The sequence below is a fragment of the Geodermatophilus amargosae genome, assembly GCF_900116515.1.
GTDB lineage: Bacteria > Actinomycetota > Actinomycetes > Mycobacteriales > Geodermatophilaceae > Geodermatophilus > Geodermatophilus amargosae.
On sequence record NZ_FPBA01000002.1, the window covers coordinates 204020 to 220205 of the forward strand.

At 75.3% G+C, this 16186-nt stretch carries 15 protein-coding genes and 1 pseudogene; 7 read left to right on the plus strand and 9 right to left on the minus strand.

The window, feature by feature from the left end; genetic code table 11:
- Positions 1 to 13 precede the first annotated feature (13 nt).
- The 5 genes from BM414_RS03570 (at position 14) to BM414_RS03590 (ending at position 5747) form a co-directional block, all read left to right on the plus strand.
- On the plus strand, positions 14 to 1642 hold the full coding sequence (locus BM414_RS03570) for an acyl-CoA carboxylase subunit beta (RefSeq protein WP_093578067.1): 1629 nt from the start codon (positions 14 to 16) through the stop codon (positions 1640 to 1642).
- Positions 1639 to 1854 (plus strand): acyl-CoA carboxylase subunit epsilon, encoded by a 216-nt coding sequence (locus tag BM414_RS03575; RefSeq protein ID WP_093578068.1) that lies wholly within the window; start codon positions 1639 to 1641, stop codon positions 1852 to 1854. The genes BM414_RS03570 and BM414_RS03575 overlap by 4 nt, the downstream gene beginning before the upstream one ends.
- Positions 1851 to 2453 carry a Maf family protein gene (locus BM414_RS03580; protein WP_093578069.1) on the plus strand — a complete coding sequence of 201 codons (603 nt, stop codon included), beginning with the start codon at positions 1851 to 1853 and terminating at the stop codon, positions 2451 to 2453. Before BM414_RS03575 ends, BM414_RS03580 begins: the two co-directional genes overlap by 4 nt.
- A 101-nt stretch (positions 2454 to 2554) precedes the next feature.
- Positions 2555 to 3850, plus strand: a complete 1296-nt coding sequence (locus BM414_RS03585; protein WP_093578070.1) for a hypothetical protein — start codon at positions 2555 to 2557, stop codon at positions 3848 to 3850.
- A 130-nt stretch (positions 3851 to 3980) separates the two neighbouring features.
- On the plus strand, positions 3981 to 5747 hold the full coding sequence (locus BM414_RS03590; RefSeq protein WP_093578071.1) for an acetyl/propionyl/methylcrotonyl-CoA carboxylase subunit alpha: 1767 nt from the start codon (positions 3981 to 3983) through the stop codon (positions 5745 to 5747).
- A 182-nt stretch (positions 5748 to 5929) separates the two neighbouring features.
- Here the strand turns inward: BM414_RS03590 and BM414_RS31715 are convergent.
- Positions 5930 to 6838 (minus strand): annotated as a pseudogene (locus BM414_RS31715) (LGFP repeat-containing protein); the annotation flags it as partial.
- On the opposite strand from BM414_RS31715, the gene BM414_RS30580 reads away from it, so the two are divergent.
- Positions 6768 to 7076, plus strand: a complete 309-nt coding sequence (locus BM414_RS30580) for a hypothetical protein (protein WP_245784458.1) — start codon at positions 6768 to 6770, stop codon at positions 7074 to 7076. The pseudogene BM414_RS31715 and the gene BM414_RS30580 overlap by 71 nt on opposite strands.
- A 170-nt stretch (positions 7077 to 7246) precedes the next feature.
- Here BM414_RS30580 and BM414_RS31275 read toward each other — a convergent pair whose 3' ends face one another.
- The 3 genes from BM414_RS31275 to BM414_RS03625 all read right to left on the minus strand — a co-directional run bounded on the left by BM414_RS31275 (position 7247) and on the right by BM414_RS03625 (position 11520).
- Positions 7247 to 8218, minus strand: a complete 972-nt coding sequence (locus BM414_RS31275) for a reprolysin-like metallopeptidase (protein WP_093578073.1) — start codon at positions 8216 to 8218, stop codon at positions 7247 to 7249.
- Between the two features lie 89 nt (positions 8219 to 8307).
- Positions 8308 to 9999 (minus strand): reprolysin-like metallopeptidase, encoded by a 1692-nt coding sequence (locus BM414_RS03620; protein ID WP_093578074.1) that lies wholly within the window; start codon positions 9997 to 9999, stop codon positions 8308 to 8310.
- Positions 10000 to 10113: 114 nt separating this feature from the next.
- Positions 10114 to 11520 (minus strand): NAD(P)H-quinone dehydrogenase, encoded by a 1407-nt coding sequence (locus tag BM414_RS03625; protein WP_093578075.1) that lies wholly within the window; start codon positions 11518 to 11520, stop codon positions 10114 to 10116.
- Between the two features lie 111 nt (positions 11521 to 11631).
- On the opposite strand from BM414_RS03625, the gene BM414_RS03630 reads away from it, so the two are divergent.
- Entirely contained in the window at positions 11632 to 12090 is a 459-nt protein-coding gene (locus BM414_RS03630; RefSeq protein ID WP_093578076.1) for a gamma-glutamylcyclotransferase family protein, read from the plus strand.
- A 138-nt stretch (positions 12091 to 12228) separates the two neighbouring features.
- On the opposite strand, the gene BM414_RS03635 is transcribed toward BM414_RS03630, so the two are convergent.
- The 5 genes from BM414_RS03635 to meaB form a co-directional block, all read right to left on the minus strand.
- Positions 12229 to 13128 (minus strand): type IV toxin-antitoxin system AbiEi family antitoxin domain-containing protein, encoded by a 900-nt coding sequence (locus tag BM414_RS03635; protein ID WP_093578077.1) that lies wholly within the window; start codon positions 13126 to 13128, stop codon positions 12229 to 12231.
- Positions 13129 to 13329: 201 nt separating this feature from the next.
- Positions 13330 to 13659 (minus strand): hypothetical protein, encoded by a 330-nt coding sequence (locus tag BM414_RS03640; RefSeq protein ID WP_093578078.1) that lies wholly within the window; start codon positions 13657 to 13659, stop codon positions 13330 to 13332.
- 204 nt (positions 13660 to 13863) lie between these two features.
- Positions 13864 to 14550 carry an acyltransferase family protein gene (locus BM414_RS29070; RefSeq protein ID WP_175551407.1) on the minus strand — a complete coding sequence of 229 codons (687 nt, stop codon included), beginning with the start codon at positions 14548 to 14550 and terminating at the stop codon, positions 13864 to 13866.
- Between the two features lie 146 nt (positions 14551 to 14696).
- A complete protein-coding gene (locus BM414_RS29075) occupies positions 14697 to 15143 on the minus strand; it encodes a hypothetical protein (protein WP_175551408.1) in 447 nt (148 codons plus the stop codon).
- A gap of 9 nt (positions 15144 to 15152) precedes the next feature.
- A complete protein-coding gene (meaB, locus tag BM414_RS03650) occupies positions 15153 to 16154 on the minus strand; it encodes a methylmalonyl Co-A mutase-associated GTPase MeaB (protein ID WP_093578080.1) in 1002 nt (333 codons plus the stop codon).
- Between the last annotated feature and the right edge of the window lie 32 nt (positions 16155 to 16186).

Consider the following 16186-nt stretch of genomic DNA (forward strand, 5'->3'; position numbering starts at 1 on the left):
ACGCTACGGCCCCGTGAGTGCGGCTGAACTGGAGAGCGCCGGCGAGCACGTCCCCGGTGACATCGACGTCCACACGACCGCCGGCAAGCTGGCGGACTTCGAGCGGCGGGTCGAGGAGGCCGTGCACGCGGGGTCCCAGCGTGCCGTCGACAAGCAGCACGCGGCGGGCAAGATGACCGCCCGCGAGCGGATCGAGGCGCTGCTGGACCCGGGCTCGTTCACCGAGCTCGACGAGTTCGCCCGCCACCGCTCCAGCAACTTCGGCATGGACGCCCGGCGCCCCTTCGGCGACGGCGTCGTCACCGGGTACGGGACCGTCGACGGCCGCCCGGTGTGCGTCTTCTCCCAGGACGTCACCGTCTTCGGCGGCAGCCTCGGCGAGGTCTACGGCGAGAAGATCGTCAAGGTGCTCGACATGGCCGTCCGCAACGGCTGCCCGGTCATCGGGATCAACGAGGGCGGCGGCGCGCGCATCCAGGAGGGCGTGGTCTCCCTCGGCCTCTACGGCGAGATCTTCCGGCGCAACGTGCACGCCTCCGGTGTCGTCCCGCAGATCTCGCTGGTGATGGGCGCCGCGGCCGGCGGGCACGTCTACTCCCCCGCGCTCACCGACTTCGTCGTCATGGTCGACAAGACCAGCCAGATGTTCATCACCGGCCCCGACGTGGTGAAGACCGTCACCGGCGAGGACGTCACCCTCGAGGAGCTCGGCGGCGCGCGCACGCACAACACCAAGTCCGGCGTCGCGCACTACCTGGCCGAGGACGAGACCGACGCGCTCGACTACGTCAAGGCGCTGCTGTCCTACCTGCCCAGCAACAACCTCGACCCGCTGCCGGTCGTCGAGGTCGCCCCGGCCGACGTCACGCTGCCCGACGCGGTGACCGACTCCGACCGCGAGCTCGACACCTTCATCCCGGACTCGCCGAACACGCCCTACGACATGCACACCGTCATCGAGCACGTCCTCGACGACGGCGAGTTCCTCGAGGTGCAGCCGCTGTTCGCGCCGAACATCCTGGTCGGCTTCGGCCGGGTCGAGGGCCGGCCGGTGGGCGTGGTGGCCAACCAGCCCACCCATTTCGCCGGCACGCTCGACATCGACGCCAGCGAGAAGGCCGCCCGCTTCGTGCGCACCTGCGACGCGTTCAACGTCCCGGTGCTCACCTTCGTCGACGTCCCCGGTTTCCTCCCCGGGACGTCGCAGGAGTGGGAGGGGATCATCCGCCGCGGCGCGAAGCTGATCTACGCCTATGCCGAGGCCACCGTCCCGAAGGTCACCGTCATCACGCGCAAGGCCTACGGCGGCGCCTACGACGTCATGGGCTCCAAGCACCTCGGCGCCGACGTCAACCTCGCCTGGCCGACCGCGCAGATCGCCGTCGTCGGGGCGCAGGGCGCCGTCGGGATCCTCTACCGCAAGGAGCTCGCCGCGGCCGAGGACCCCGAGGCCCGCCGCGCGGAGCTGATCGCGGAGTACGAGGACACCCTCGCCAACCCCTACATCGCCGCCGACCGCGGGTTCGTCGACCAGGTGGTCCTGCCGTCGCAGACACGGATCCAGGTCACCAAGGCGCTGCGGCTGCTGGCCAACAAGCGCCAGACCCTGCCCCCCAAGAAGCACGGGAACATCCCGCTGTGAGCGGGCCGCAGCGCCCGCTGCTGCGGGTGGTCAAGGGTGAGCCGACCGCCGAGGAGCTCGCCGCGCTGACCGTCGTCGTCGCCGCGCTCTCGCAGCGCCCGCCGCGCAGGCGCCCGGTCCCGGTGGCCGCGTGGGCCTCGAACGCCGACACCCACCGCCGTCCGCTGCAGCCCGGACCCGGCGGCTGGCGCGCATCGGGGCGGTTCACATGAGCCGGAGGCTGGTCCTCGCGTCGGCGTCGCCGGCCCGGCTGGCCCTGCTGCGCCAGGCCGGTCTTGCGCCCGAGGTCGTGGTCAGCGACGTCGACGAGTCGGTCGTGACCGCGCCGCGGGTCGCGGAGCGGGTCGCGCTGCTCGCCGCGGCCAAGGCCTCCGCCGTGGCGGGGCGGCAGGACGACGCCCTGGTGGTCGGCGCCGACTCGCTGCTGGAGTTCCGCGGCCAGGCGATGGGCAAGCCCGCCGACGCGCAGGACGTGCGGGAGCGCTGGCGGCGCATGGCGGGCCGCTCGGGCGTGCTGCACACCGGCCAGGCGCTGTTCGACGTGCGCGGCGGGGCGGTCGAGGCCCGCGACGTCGTCGTCACCTCGACGGTCGTGCACTTCGCCACGCCGACGGCCGCCGAGCTCGAGGCCTACCTCGCCACCGGCGAGCCGCTGGCGGTCGCCGGGGCGTTCACCCTCGACGGCCTGGGCGCTCCGTTCGTCCGGCGGGTCGAGGGCGACCCGGCGTCCGTCGTCGGGCTGTCCCTGGCGGCGCTGCGCGAGCAGCTGGGCCGGCGCGGCCTGGCCATCACCGACCTCTGGCGGCGCTGACCCACCTGCGTGTGGGACCGGTGTGACGACCGGGACGGACGGGGAGCGACACGGCCGCGACACCCCCGGCGAGGCGGAACGACCCGTCACGATCCGTACCCATGAGCACGCAGCGCGTGGTGATGCACGTCGGAACCCCCAAGTCGGGGACCACCTTCCTGCAGGAGCTGCTCTGGGAGTCGCGCACAGCACTGGCCGAGGCCGGCGTCCTGTACCCGGGTGAGCACCCCGCCGCGCACTTCCACGCCGTCCTCGACGCGCGGCAGCGCAGCTTCCACGGCCACGTCGACCCTGCCGTCGCCGGCGCCTGGGGCCGGCTCGTCGAGGCCGCCCGCGCCCACGAGGGGACGACGGTCGTCTCGCACGAGCTGTTCGGCGACCTGGACGAGGAAGAGGCCGCCCGCGCGCTGGCCGACCTGGACTTCGCCGAGGTGCACGTCATCGTCACCGTCCGGGACCTCGCCCGGCAGCTCCCGGCCGTCTGGCAGGAGGACGTCAAGAACCGGCACTTCCTGACGTTCGGCGACTTCCTCGAGATGGTGCGCCCCGGCTCGGGCCGGCCCGACGAGCAGCGGCCGGCCGCCGACACCACCGAGGGCCACGCCGAGGCCTTCTGGCTGCGCCACGACGTCCCGGCCGTGCTGCGCAGGTGGGGCGCCGGTCTGCCCGCTGACCGGGTGCACGTGGTGACGGTGCCGCCGCAGGGCACAGCTCCGGGCCTGCTCTGGGAGCGCTTCGCCGCCGTCGTCGGGGTCAACCCGGCCGTGGCCACCCTGCCCGACGGCCGGCGCAACCAGTCCCTGGGCCGGGCCGAGAGCGAGCTGCTGCGCCGGCTCAACGAGCGCCTCGGCTACGGCGTCGAGTGGCCGCTGTACGCCTCCCGCATCACCCACGGCCTCGCCGTCGGCGCCCTGGCCGGCCGCCCGGGGTCGGCACGGCTGACGCTGCCCGCCGCCGACCGGGGGTGGATCTCGGCCGCCGCGGACGCCGGCGTCGACGAGCTCGCGGCCCTGGGTTGCACCGTCACCGGCGACCTCGACGACCTGCGCGTGCCCGCGGAGGAGCAGGACGGCGACCGCGCGGCGGACCTCGCGGAGCTGCTCGACGCCGCCCTCGACGCGATGGTCGCCCTGCTGCCCGTCGGCCCCCCGCCCGCGCCGGCCCAGGAGCCCGTGTCCGCGGACGAGCCCGTCCCGGTCGAGGAGCCGGTGATCGAGGAGCCGGCCATCGAGGTACCGGCCGTCGAGGAGGCCGCCGCCCCGGAGCCGCGCGTGCCGGCCGAGCACGTGACCGCGGCCGCCGTGCGTGGCCGCGGTGCTCGGCTGTGGCGGCGGGCCGTCGGCCCCCGCGCCCTCGCGCCGAGACCCGCACCGGAGGCCGAGACCGCCGGCGTCTGAGCCCGCTGCACGCCCTCTCCGGCGCCCGTCTCCAGCGGAGGCGGGCGTCGGTCCGCGTCCGGCCCTGCCGCCAGCGCGCCGCCGTCGTCTGGCTACAGTCCGACCGGTCCACGAACGAGGGAGTCGTCCGGTGCAGAAGGTCCTCATCGCCAACCGCGGGGAGATCGCGGTCCGGGTCGCCCGCGCGTGCAGGGACGCCGGCCTGACCAGCGTCGCCGTCTACGCCGAGCCCGACCGGGACGCACTGCACGTCCGCACCGCTGACGAGGCCTTCGCCCTCGGCGGGACCACTCCCGGCGACTCCTACCTGGTCATCGACAAGATCCTCGACGCCGCCAAGCGCTCCGGCGCCGACGCCGTCCACCCCGGCTACGGCTTCCTGTCGGAGAACGCCGTTTTCGCCCAGGCCGTCCTCGACGCCGGGCTGACCTGGATCGGCCCCTCTCCCCAGGCGATCATCGACCTCGGCGACAAGGTCGCCGCCCGGCACATTGCCACCAAGGCCGGCGCGCCGCTGGTGCCCGGCACCAAGGACCCGGTCGGCGGCGCCGACGAGGTGCTCGCCTTCGCCCGCGAGCACGGCCTGCCGGTGGCCATCAAGGCCGCTTTCGGCGGTGGCGGGCGCGGGCTGAAGGTCGCCCGCACCGAGGAGGAGATCCCGGAGCTGTTCGACTCCGCCGTCCGCGAGGCCGTCGCCGCGTTCGGCCGCGGCGAGTGCTTCGTCGAGCGGTTCCTCGACAAGCCGCGGCACGTCGAGGCGCAGGTCCTGGCCGACACGCACGGCAACGTGATCGTCGTCGGCACCCGCGACTGCTCGCTGCAGCGGCGCAACCAGAAGCTGGTCGAGGAGGCCCCGGCGCCGTTCCTCACCGACGAGCAGCGGGCGCGCATCCACGAGTCGGCCAAGGCCATCTGCAGGGAGGCCGGCTACCACGGCGCCGGCACCGTCGAGTACCTCGTGGGCACCGACGGCTCGATCTCCTTCCTCGAGGTCAACACCCGCCTGCAGGTGGAGCACCCGGTCAGCGAGGAGACCAGCGGCATCGACCTCGTCCGCCAGCAGTTCCGCATCGCCGAGGGCCTGCCGCTGGAGATCACCGAGGACCCGGCCCCGCGCGGGCACAGCATCGAGTTCCGGATCAACGCCGAGGACGCCGGCCGCAACTTCATGCCGACACCCGGCCCGGTCGACCGCCTGGAGATCCCGCAGGGCCCCGGCGTGCGCTGGGACTCCGGGGTCGAGACCGGCGGCGAGGTGGCCGGCGCGTTCGACTCCATGCTGGCCAAGCTGATCGTCACCGGCGCCAGCCGCGAGGAGGCGCTGCAGCGCGCCCGCCGCGCCCTGGACGAGCTCGTCGTCGAGGGCATGCCGACGGTCGTCCCGTTCCACCGCGCCATCGTCCGCGACGAGGCCTTCACCAGCGAGCCGTTCACCGTGCACACCCGCTGGATCGAGACCGAGTGGGACAACCAGGTCCCGCCGTACTCCGCCGCGTCGGCCGGGGCCGACGAGGAGGCCCCGCGGCAGACCGTCGTCGTCGAGGTCGGCGGCCGTCGGCTGGAGGTCTCGCTGCCCGCGGGGCTGGCGGCTGGTGGCGGTGCGGCGCCGGCCGCCGGTGGGGCCAAGCCCCGCAAGCGGGGGTCCGGGCACGGCGGCTCCGGGGCGTCCGGGGACTCCCTGACCTCGCCGATGCAGGGCACGATCGTCAAGGTCGCCGTCGAGGAGGGCGCCTCGGTGCAGGCCGGCGACCTCGTCGTCGTCCTCGAGGCGATGAAGATGGAGCAGCCGATCACCGCGCACAAGGCGGGCACCGTGACCGGCCTGTCGGCCGAGGTCGGCGCCACCGTCACCAGCGGTGCGGTGCTCTGCACCATCGCCGACGCGGCCACCGAGTGAGTCCGGCGCCGGCGACCGGGGGGCTCCCGGTCGCCGGCGCCGCGGTCGCTAGCGGGTGACCTGGACCTGCCCTGTCGCGGCGATCCAGCGCAGCGACCCGCCCTGGAAGACCTGGAGGACGTCCCGGTCTGCCGCGCGGTGGACGGGCCTCCCCACGGGTACCCGAGGAAGCCGTTCTCCCGGCCCGTCTGCTCCCAGACGGCGCGGATCGCCCCGTTGACCGTGTGCGCGCCCGTGGCCGGTGACCAGAAGACCGACCCGTTCTGGAAGTGCTGGTAGCAGCCGCCGCCGCGCAGTCCGCAGAGCTCGTCGGTCGTCGGGTACCCGAGGCCGCGCGTCGAACGGGCGGACTCCCAGGCCTGCCCGATCGCCCCCCGGACGGTGTGCGCACCGGTGGCCGGGTGCCAGTACATCCACCCGGTCTGGAACTGCTGGAGGCAGCCGCCGGCGTACGCCCCGCACAGGGACTGGCCCACGGGGTACCCGAGGAAGCCGTACTCCCAGCCCATCGACGCCCACTTGGCGCCGATGGCGCCGTTGACCGGCTGCGCGCCGGAGGCGGCCGACCAGTAGACCGCCCCGCCCTGGAAGACCTGCCCGCACCCGCCGTCGCGCAGCCCGCACACCGCCGCACCCACCGGGTACCCGAGGAACCCGTTCTCGTAGCCCAGCGAGGCGTGCCGGCTGCGGATCGCGCCGTTCACCGCCTGCGCGCCGGAGGCGGCCGACCAGTAGACCGCCCCGCCCTGGAAGACCTGCCCGCACCCGCCGTCCCGCAGCCCGCACACCGCCGCACCCACCGGGTAACCCAGGTAGCCGGTCTCGGCGCCGAGCTGGCCCCACCGGCTGCGCAGGGCGCCGTTCACCGGCTGCGCCCCCGTCGCGGACGACCAGTAGACCGAGCCGTTGGCGAAGTCTTGGCGGCAGCCACCGTCGCGCAGCCCGCACACCTCCGCCGACACGGGCGCGCCGAGCCAGCCGCCGTTCCCGCCCAGGGAGCGCCACAGGACGGTGATCGGCGTGTCGGCGACCGGGCCGTCGGCCGGCGTCGCGACCGAGACGGTCGCACCGGTGCCCGAGGTGCTCACCACGCTGACGGTGAGCGACCCGCCCAGCGTGACCCGTCCCCCCGCCGGCAGCACCGTCTGGAAGTCGGCGTCCCACTGCGCCACGGGCGACGGCGTGCCGTCGAGCAGCAGCGACGTGTCACTGCGCGGACCCGGCCCCGTCCTGTGCACCAGGACGCCGGGCTCCACCTCCACCCAGTTGCGGTCGGGGGCGCCGAGCCAGTCGTCCTGGCCGACGGCGGTCCGGTACTCGACCCAGTAGCGGGCGCCGTCGGCGGCGGTCAGCGCCAGCACCCGGGTGCCGGTCCGGCCGCCCAGCGGGGCCAGGGTCCAGGTGCCGCCGGGCGCCGAGGAGCTGACCGCCACCTGCGCCGAGGGGGGCAGCAGACCCAGCCGGGCGGCCTGCGGCGCGTTGAGCGAGCCGAGCTCCCCCTACGAGTAGCCCATGACGTCGTAGAAGTCCGCGTAGGAGTCGGTCTCGCACGGCGCCGTCTCCGGCGACGCGTCGCACTGCAGCGCCGACGAGTGGCCCAGGCCGAAGTTGTGGCCGAGCTCGTGGGCGATCACCGGGGTCTCGACGGCGCGGACGTAGAGCGACCCGCCGGCGCCGCGCGAGGCGCCGACCTGCGCCAGGCCGAACGCACAGTCCGGCATGCCAAGGTCGTAGCCGGGGACGTAGAGCAGCAGGTGCTTGCCGGGCCCGGGGGTCCACTCCGTCAGCTGCCGGTCGACGTCGTTCCACAGCGCCGACGACGAGTCGCAGACCGCGGTGCTGGTGATCCACTCCTCCGGGCCGGCGGTGGCGTGGACGCGCACCGCGCCGTCGCTCTGCGTCTCCCAGAAGTCGGCGACCGGCCCGTTCACCTGGTCGACCAGCTGCTGCACGGTGGTGCCGTCCGGGGACAGGCCGCTGGGGACGACCCGCACGACGGTCACCTCGTTGGTGTACGGCGCCGAGGCCGGCGCCGGCGGGACGGTCTCCGCAGGGGCGACGACGTCGGCGTCGAGGACCTCACGGGCCGGCTCCTGGCTCCCCGCCGTCCCGGGCTCGTCGGGCACCTCGGCCCCGAGGGTGACCTCGACGGTGGCGCCGACCGGGACGTCGGCGACGCCCTCGCTGTCCACCCGGACGCTGCTGCCGTCCTCGGCGCTGACCCAGCTGAGCAGCGCGTCGTCGGCGTGCGCGGCCGCCTCGTCGGCGTCCGCGTGCTCGGCCCACGCCTGGACCAGCTCGCCGACGACGGTGTCGCCGACGGCGGGCTCGTCGTCGGCGGGCTCGTCGTCGGCGCTGGCCGGCCCTGTCCCCAGCAGGGCGACGAGGACGGCGGTGAGGGCCATGGCGGCGAAGGACCTGGCGGCGAAGGACCTGGCGGCGAGGGACCGCGGGCGGGTGGCGAGGTGCACGGACTTCTCCTGGTCAGGGGCCGTCGACGAGCGGCACTGCTCCCTCATCGGCTGGTCCGGGCCGGGACCGCACCCTCCGACAGGGGGAGTCAGCCGCGGCGCAGGAGCGGGAGGACCCGCTTGCCGGCCAGCACGGTCCCGCCCAGGCCGACGACGCCGCCGGCGGCCAGTGCCGGGGTGGTCCAGCTGCTGCCGGCCGGCTCCGTGGCGGCCGCCTCCACCGGCGCGGCGGCCATCGGGGCCGGGTCCCCGGCCGCGGGGACGGGGCCGACCGGAGCCGCCGCGGCGGGGACCGACGGCGCGGCCGGGGCGACGGCGGGCGCCGGGCCGGCAGCGGTGCGGCCGGTGCCCGGCAGGACCGCCGGCGCCGGGGCGGCCGGAGCCGGGGCGGGGACGGCGGCCGCCGGGGACGTGCGGACGACGGTGACCGTGGCACCGGCCGGCGTGACGGCGTCGACGGTGACGGTGAGCTCGCCGCCGGCCACGGTCACCGGCACGCCCGGCCGCAGCGCGGTCTGCAGGTCGGCCTCCCAGGCACCGGCCGCCGACGGGCTGCCGTCGAGCAGCAGCGAGGTGTCGGGCAGGTCGCCGGCGCGGTGCAGCAGCACGCCGCTGTCGAGCCGGTAGCGGTTGTCCGAGGCCAGCCAGGCGTCCCGGCCGACGGCGGTGCGGTACTCGAGCCAGTAGTCGGTGCCGGCCGCGCCGGTCACGCGCAGCGCGCGGGTGCCGGTGCCGCCGCTGACGGGCGCGAGCGTGGCCGTCGTCGTCCCGGTGCCGGCGGTCTGCGTGGCCGCGGCGGGCAGCACGCCGAGCCGGTCGGCTTGAGCGGCGGTCAGCGTGCCGGCGCGGTCCCAGGAGACGCCCATGACGTCGTAGAAGTCGCGGTAGGCGGCGGTGCGGCAGGTGCCGCCCTCGACCGTGCCGTCGCACTGCAGGCCGCTCGAGTGACCGAGGCCGAAGTTGTGACCGAGCTCGTGGGCGATGAGCGAGGCGAGGTCGTCGCGGACGTAGAGCCGCCCGCCCGACGCGATCCCGGTGCCGACCTGGCCGAGGGCGTAGGAACAGCCGGGCAGGTCCCGCGGCCGGCTGCTGACGTAGAGCAGGAGGTGACGGCCGGGGCCGGGCACGAAGCCCACCCGCGCGGCGACCTCGTCCCACAGCGCGGTGGGGTCGGCGCAGCCGGCGGCGGTGGTCATCCAGTCGTGCGCGGCGGTCACGCCGACGGTCACCGCGCCGCCGGTCTGCTCGGACCAGAACGCCGCGACGTCGTCGTTGACCGTGTCGACGACGTCGGCCAGCCCGGTCCCGTCCGGGACCCCGCCCAGCGGCGCCACCATCGCGACGGTGACCTGGTTGGTGACCGAGCCGGCGGGCACGGTGGTGCCCGGCCGGGCGGCCCGCACGACCTGCGTGTCGAGCACCTCGAGCGCGGGCTCGTAGCCGTCCGCGGCGGCCTGGTCGTCGGCGCTGTCGGTAGCGGTGCCGCCGACGGTCACCTCGACGGTGCTGCCGACGTCGATGCCCTCGACCGCGGCGGTCGGGACCCGCACCGAGGTGCCGTCGGCGCCCTCGACGAAGGTCAGCGGCTGCTCGTGCGACTCCCCCGCGTGCTGGCCCTCGGGCGAGGTCTCCGGCCAGGCCCGCACCAGTTCCCCGACCACGGTGGTGGCGGCGTCCTCGGCGTGCGCCACGGCCACCGGGCCGGCGCACAGCGCGACGACGGCACCGGTGAGGGCCAGCGTCCGTGACAGGGACCGCGACAGGACTCGGGAGGCGTGCATCCCTCCCGGCATCGGCGGCCCGGCGTCCCGGGTGCACCAGCCGGGAACCCGCCCGTTCCAGCCGTCACAGGCGTCCCGGCAGCCCCGTCCCGCCCGCCCCGGGCGTCACACCCGTCAGGCGAGCGCGTCTGCCCTCATCAGCCTCCGGCCGGCCTCGGTGATCGAGCCCGACATCGAGGGATAGATGGCGAAGGTCTGTGCGAGGTCGCTGACGGTGAGGCCCTTGGTGACCGCCAGGGCGATCGGCAGGATCAGCTCGCTGGCGCCGGGCGCCACGACCACCCCGCCGACGACGACACCGGTGGCCCGGCGGGCGAAGAGCTTCACGAAGCCGGCGTGCAGGTCGCTCATCTTGGCCCGCGCGTTGGTGGCCAGCGGCAGCCGGACGACGTCGAGGTCGTGGCCCTCGGGCAGCGTCTTCTCCTGCACGCCGACCGTGGCGATCTCCGGGTGGGTGAAGACGTTGGCCGACACGGTCTTGAGCCGGATCGGCTGCACGGCCTCGCCGAGGGCGTGCCACATGGCGATCCGGCCCTGCATGGCCGCGACGCTGGCGAGCTGGAAGACGCCGGTGACGTCGCCGGCGGCGTAGATCCCCGGCACGTTGGTGCGCGAGACCCGGTCGACGACGACGTGGCCGGACTCCCGCAGCTCCACGCCGCACGCCTCGAGGTTGAGCCCGGCGGTGTTCGGCACGGTGCCCACGGTCATGAGCGCGTGCGAGCCCTCGACGGTGCGCCCGTCGGTGAGCTCGACCAGCACGCCCTTCTCGGTGCGGGTGACGCCCGCGGCCCGGCTGCGCTCGGCGATCCGCCCGCCGCGGCACTGGAAGACCTCCTCGAGGACCTCGGCGGCGTCGGCGTCCTCGCCGGGCAGCACCTGGTCGCGGGAGGACACCAGCGTGACCGGGACACCGGCCTCCAGGTAGCCGGAGGCGAACTCCGCACCGGTGACGCCCGACCCGATGACCACGAGGTGCTCGGGCAGGTCGTCGAGCTCGTAGAGCTGGCGCCAGTCGAGGATGCGCTCGCCGTCGGGCTCGCTGCCGGGCAGCACGCGGGGGTCGGCCCCGGTGGCGATGAGGACGACGTCGCACTCGAGCGTCTCCCGCACGTCGCCGTCGCGGCCGAGGACCTCCACACGGTGCTCGACCAGCCCGCGGACGGCGTCGGCGAGCCGGCCCTGGCCGGAGAGGAGGCGCACGCCCTCGGCCTCCAGGCGGGCGTGAATGTCGGCCGACTGCGCCACGGCCAGGCCCTTGACCCGGGCGTTCACCGTGGCGAGGTCCAGGCCGACCGTGGCGAGGTCCGTGCCGCGCAGGCCCAGGACGCTGGAGTCGCGGACGGAGGTCATCGTGCCGGCGGCGGCGATGAGGGTCTTCGAGGGCACGCAGTCGGTCAGGACGCTGGCCCCACCGAGGCCGTCGCGTTCGACGACGGTGACCTGCGCGCCGAGCGAGGCGGCCACGAGCGCGGCCTCGTACCCGGCCGGGCCGCCGCCGATGATGACGATGCGGGTCATGGGGTCTCCTGCGTCGTGGTGCGGATGCAGGCCCATCCTCCCAGCCCGGGGCCGCTGTGTCGGCAGACTCACGGGTCGTACCGGCCACACCGCCCGTAGGCTCGGGCGGCCATGGTCCTCTACGCCGCCTACGGGTCCAACATGGACCCCGCCCAGATGCTGCGCCGCTGCCCGGCGTCGCCGCACGTGGGCACCGGCTGGATCCGCGGCTGGCGGCTCGCCTTCGGCGGCGAGGAGTACGGCTGGGAGGGCGCGCTGGCCACCCTCGTGCCGGCCGAGGACCGCGAGGAGCCCGGCGTCTTCGTCGCCCTCTACGACCTCACGCCCGCCGACGAGCGCGAGCTCGACGCCTGGGAGGGCGCCGACCGCGGCCTCTACCGCAAGCTCAACCTGCGGGTGCACACCCTCGGCGGCGACGTCGTCGCCTACGTCTACGCGCTGGACGCCTTCGAGGGCGGGCTGCCCTCGGCGCGGCACCTGGGCGCCATCGCCGACGCCGCCGAGGCCGCCGGCGCGCCCGACGACTACCTCGCCGAGCTGCGCGCCCGCGACTGCCGCTCCGCCTTCTGACGCGCTGAGGTCCCCCCTCCCCCGCGACGCCCCTTCCCTGCGGCGCCCCCTCCCCCGCGACGTCCCCTCTCCGCGATCATGGAGCTGGGGCACCGACGCTCCGCCCACGCCCGGCGTGTCGCCGGACCGGGTCCGTGATCACCGGCGAGGAGCCAGTCCCAGCGCCCGCGCGGCCGTGGCCACCATCCGCTCGTGCTCCCGGTAGACGTCGGCCGCGGTGACGTGCAGCAGCGTCCAGTCGTGCTCGGTCAGCCAGTTGTGCCGCCGCCGGTCGTCCCGCAGCTGCTCCGGCGTCATGTGGGCGGCGTGCCCGTCGAACTCCGCCGCGACGCGCTGCTCGCGCCAGCCGGTGTCGAGGTAGGCGCTGCGGCCGTCGGCGATCACCCGCACCTGGACGTCCGGGGCCGGGAGACCGCCGTCGATGAACCGCCAGCGCATCCGCGACTCCATCGGCGACTCGGCCAGCCCGTTCGCGTGCGGGACGAGCGACCGCAGCCGGATCACCTGGCGCAGCCCGCGCTGGCGGTCCGCCTCCGCGGCCAGTTCCGCGTGGGTGCACTCCCGGGTGGCCAGCGCGGCGTCCAGCGTCGCGAGCCCGTCGATGGCCGCCGTCGACCGGACGACGTCGCACGCCGTGCGCGCCGGCGACGTGCACCAGACGCCGTCGACGAGTTCCGCGTCGTCGGTCCCCAGGATCGACGGGTGCACCTGGATGCCGGGGCGGCGCCGGTTGGCCAGGGACGGCGGACCGAGGAAGTGCAGGACGTCGTCCCCGAGGACGTCGAAGTGCCAGAGCGCCGCGGCCGTGGAGCGGCAGGCCACCAGGTCGGGACCGACGACGAGCGCCGCGGCACGGACCTGGGCGCCGAGGCAGTCCGGCAGCTCCGCGTCGGCCAGCACTCCGCGCCAGCGGGTGCGCCGCCAGCGTCCGGAACGCAACAGCCGGCGGATCTCCCGGTCGCTGTGCGACTCCCGTGCCTGATCGGTGGTGAAGACGCCGCCCTGGCGGGCGATCGTGCGGTACAGCGAGAAGTCCATGCCGGGACCCTCGGGAGCGGACGCGTCCCCGGGCGGCGGCCCGCGTCGTCTGTGGACTCCCGAGTCAGCTGTGGACGGCGACGATCACGGACCTGGGGCGACGACGCGCCGACGCCGGACGGCGGGTCGGTGCCGGCGCTCCGTGATCGCGGGAAAGACCGGAACGAGGAACGGGAGCCGGAGCGGGAGCGAGCACCGGGATCAGGCGGTGGGGACGCGAGCGCCCCGGACGGCACCGTGCCCGGCGGCCGAGGCGTGGCGCGCCACCGACGGCTCCCCGGCCGGCAGCGCGAACGGCTCGGTGGTGGGCGTGGCCGGTGCACTGCGGCGCGCGGGCACCCGCTCGGCGAGCAGCCGGGTGAGGTCCCGCTCCACGACCCGGCGCAGGCGCGGGCCCAGCGGCCGCTCGACGAGGACGTGGATCCCCCACGTGACGGCGAGCACCGCGACCGTCACGACGGCGAGGACGACGTAGGCGGGCAGCACCGGCGCCAGCCGCTGGACGAGCGCCCAGCCGGGGTACTCGTGCACGAGGTACAGGGGGTAGGTGAGGGCGCCGGCCGTCGTCAGCCAGCGCCAGTCCAGCCGGGCGACCGGAGTCAGCGTGACCAGTGCCAGCGCGCCGATGCAGGCCAGGAGCAGGAGGGTCAGCGCGCATGGACAGCCCCGCGCCGGCGACGTCCACCGACCACGGGACGTAGTACGTCTCGCAGACCCACAGCGCCGCGCACGTGTTCAGCCCGAGCAGCAGGCCGACCGGCGCGCTCCAGCCGTCGCGGCGGACGAGGTAGAGCAGGATCCCGATGCAGAGGAACGGCGCGTAGTCCGGCTCGAGCAGCGCCACGACCAGCGTGCTCCCGGTCTGGGCACCCATCGCCCCCAGCACCGGCCACGCGAGGCAAGCAGGAGCAGCCGGTCGCGGGTGAAGCCGGCCAGGCCGAGCAGCGCGAGCAGGACGTAGAACGCGAGCTCCACCCACAGCGTCCAGAAGACGCCGTCCAGGTGGGCGACGCCGAAGGCCGACTGCAGCATCGTCAGGTTCAGCACCATGCCCGGCAGGCCCAGCTCGGACCACGTGGGCACGACGGGAGCGACCCACAGCACCGCGGCGATCAGCACGACCGCCGCCCAGTAGGCCGGGTAGAGCCGCCCGATGCGCGAGGCGAGGAACGCCGGGACCGGCCGGCCCCAGGCGCTCATGAGCACCACGAACCCGCTGATCATGAAGAACAGGTAGGGACCGAAGCCGCCGTAGACCGTCAGCCGGCTCAGCGTCGGGAAGGCCTCGCGGACGCTCTCCCCCCACCCGGGGTTGTCCCGCCCGGTGAAGTGGAAGGCCACGACCGCGGCGGCCGCGACGAAGCGCAGCCCGTCGAGCGCCCGCAACCGCCCGGCGTCCCGGAGCCGCTCCTCGTCGCGCACCGCGTCCCCCGTCCCCGCCGGGACGTGCCCCCGGTCGACCGAGGGCCGACGCCAGGGCCGGCGCGGGAGGCCACCGGTGCACGACGGGCGCGTCCCGACACGTCCGCGCCGGGTGTGACGGACGGGTTCCCTGGGAGGTCCAGGCCTCAGGCGCAGGTGTCGAACCACCAGTCGGTCAGCGTGTCCTGCGCGTCGGCCACCTCCTGGCCCGGGTCGAACAGCGCCGCGTCGGTGACCGTGCCACCGTCCGGCGCGGCCTGCGCCGCGGCGAGGTACTGCTCCAGGTAGGCCTGCGCGGTGGTCCAGGCGTCGGTCACGTCGGCCGCGGGGTCGGACTGCTGCAGCGGCGTCAGCTTCTCCTGGATGGTCTCGACCAGCTGGTCCTTCGGCAGCGCCGCCTGCACCGGCCCGAAGCTCGCGCCGGTCGCCCCGGCCTCCCGCAGCTGCGCGCAGGTGTCGCCCTTGGTCTCGACCGGCTCGTCGTGGGACGCCGAGCCGGAGGACGACGACGGGTCGTCGGAACCACAGCCGGTCAGGACCAGCGTCCCCGCGACGACGGCCGGCAGGGAGCGAAGAGGACGGGAGACGCGCACCGGGCGAGGCTAGTCAGCCGCCGCGGCGTCCCCGAGGAAGGTCTCCAGCAGCTGCCGCGCGGCCAGCGCCGGGGTGAGCTCGCCGGCCAGCACCGCCTTCTCCAGCTCGGGAGCCGACGACCGGACCGCCGGGTGCGCGCGCAGCCGGTGCTCGAGCCCGTCGCGCACCAGCTGCCAGGTCCACCGCACCTGCTGCGTGCGGCGGCGCTCGTCGAACGCACCGGAGGCGCGCGCCCGGTCCTGGTGCTCGACCACCTTCGCCCACACCTCGGCCAGCCCCTCGCCGGTCAGCCCGGCGCAGGTCAGCACCGGCACGTCCCACTCGGAGTGACCGCGCAGCATCCGGATCGCCCCGGCCAGCTCCCGGGCGGCCTTGCGCGCGTCGCCGCCGGCCGGGCCGTCGGCCTTGTTGACGGCGATCACGTCGGCGATCTCGAGGATGCCGCGCTTGATGCCCTGCAGCTGGTCGCCGGTGCGGGCCAGCGTGAGGAACAGGAACGAGTCGACCATCTCCGCGACCGTGACCTCGGACTGCCCCACGCCGACCGTCTCCACCAGCACCACGTCGAAGCCGGCCGCCTCGACGACGACCATCGACTCGCGCGTCGCCTGCGCGACCCCGCCGAGCGTGCCCGACGTGGGCGAGGGCCGGATGAACGCGGAGGGGTCGACCGACAGCCGCGCCATGCGGGTCTTGTCACCGAGGATGGAGCCGCCCGACCGGGCCGACGACGGGTCGACGGCGAGCACCGCGACCCGGTGCCCCTGGCCGGTGAGGTCCACGCCCAGCTGGTCGATGAACGTCGACTTCCCCACGCCCGGCACGCCGCTGATGCCCACCCGCCGCGCCGCCCCCGCGTGCGGCAGCAGCTCGACCAGCAGCTCCTGCGCCCGCTCGCGGTGGTCGGCGCGCCGGGACTCCACGAGCGTGATGGCGCGCGCCATCACCCGCCGGTCGCCGGCCAGCACCCCCGCGACGAGCGCGGGGACGTCGATCGGGCGTCCCGCCATCAGTGGCCCTGCACCTCAGTGGCCTGCACCTC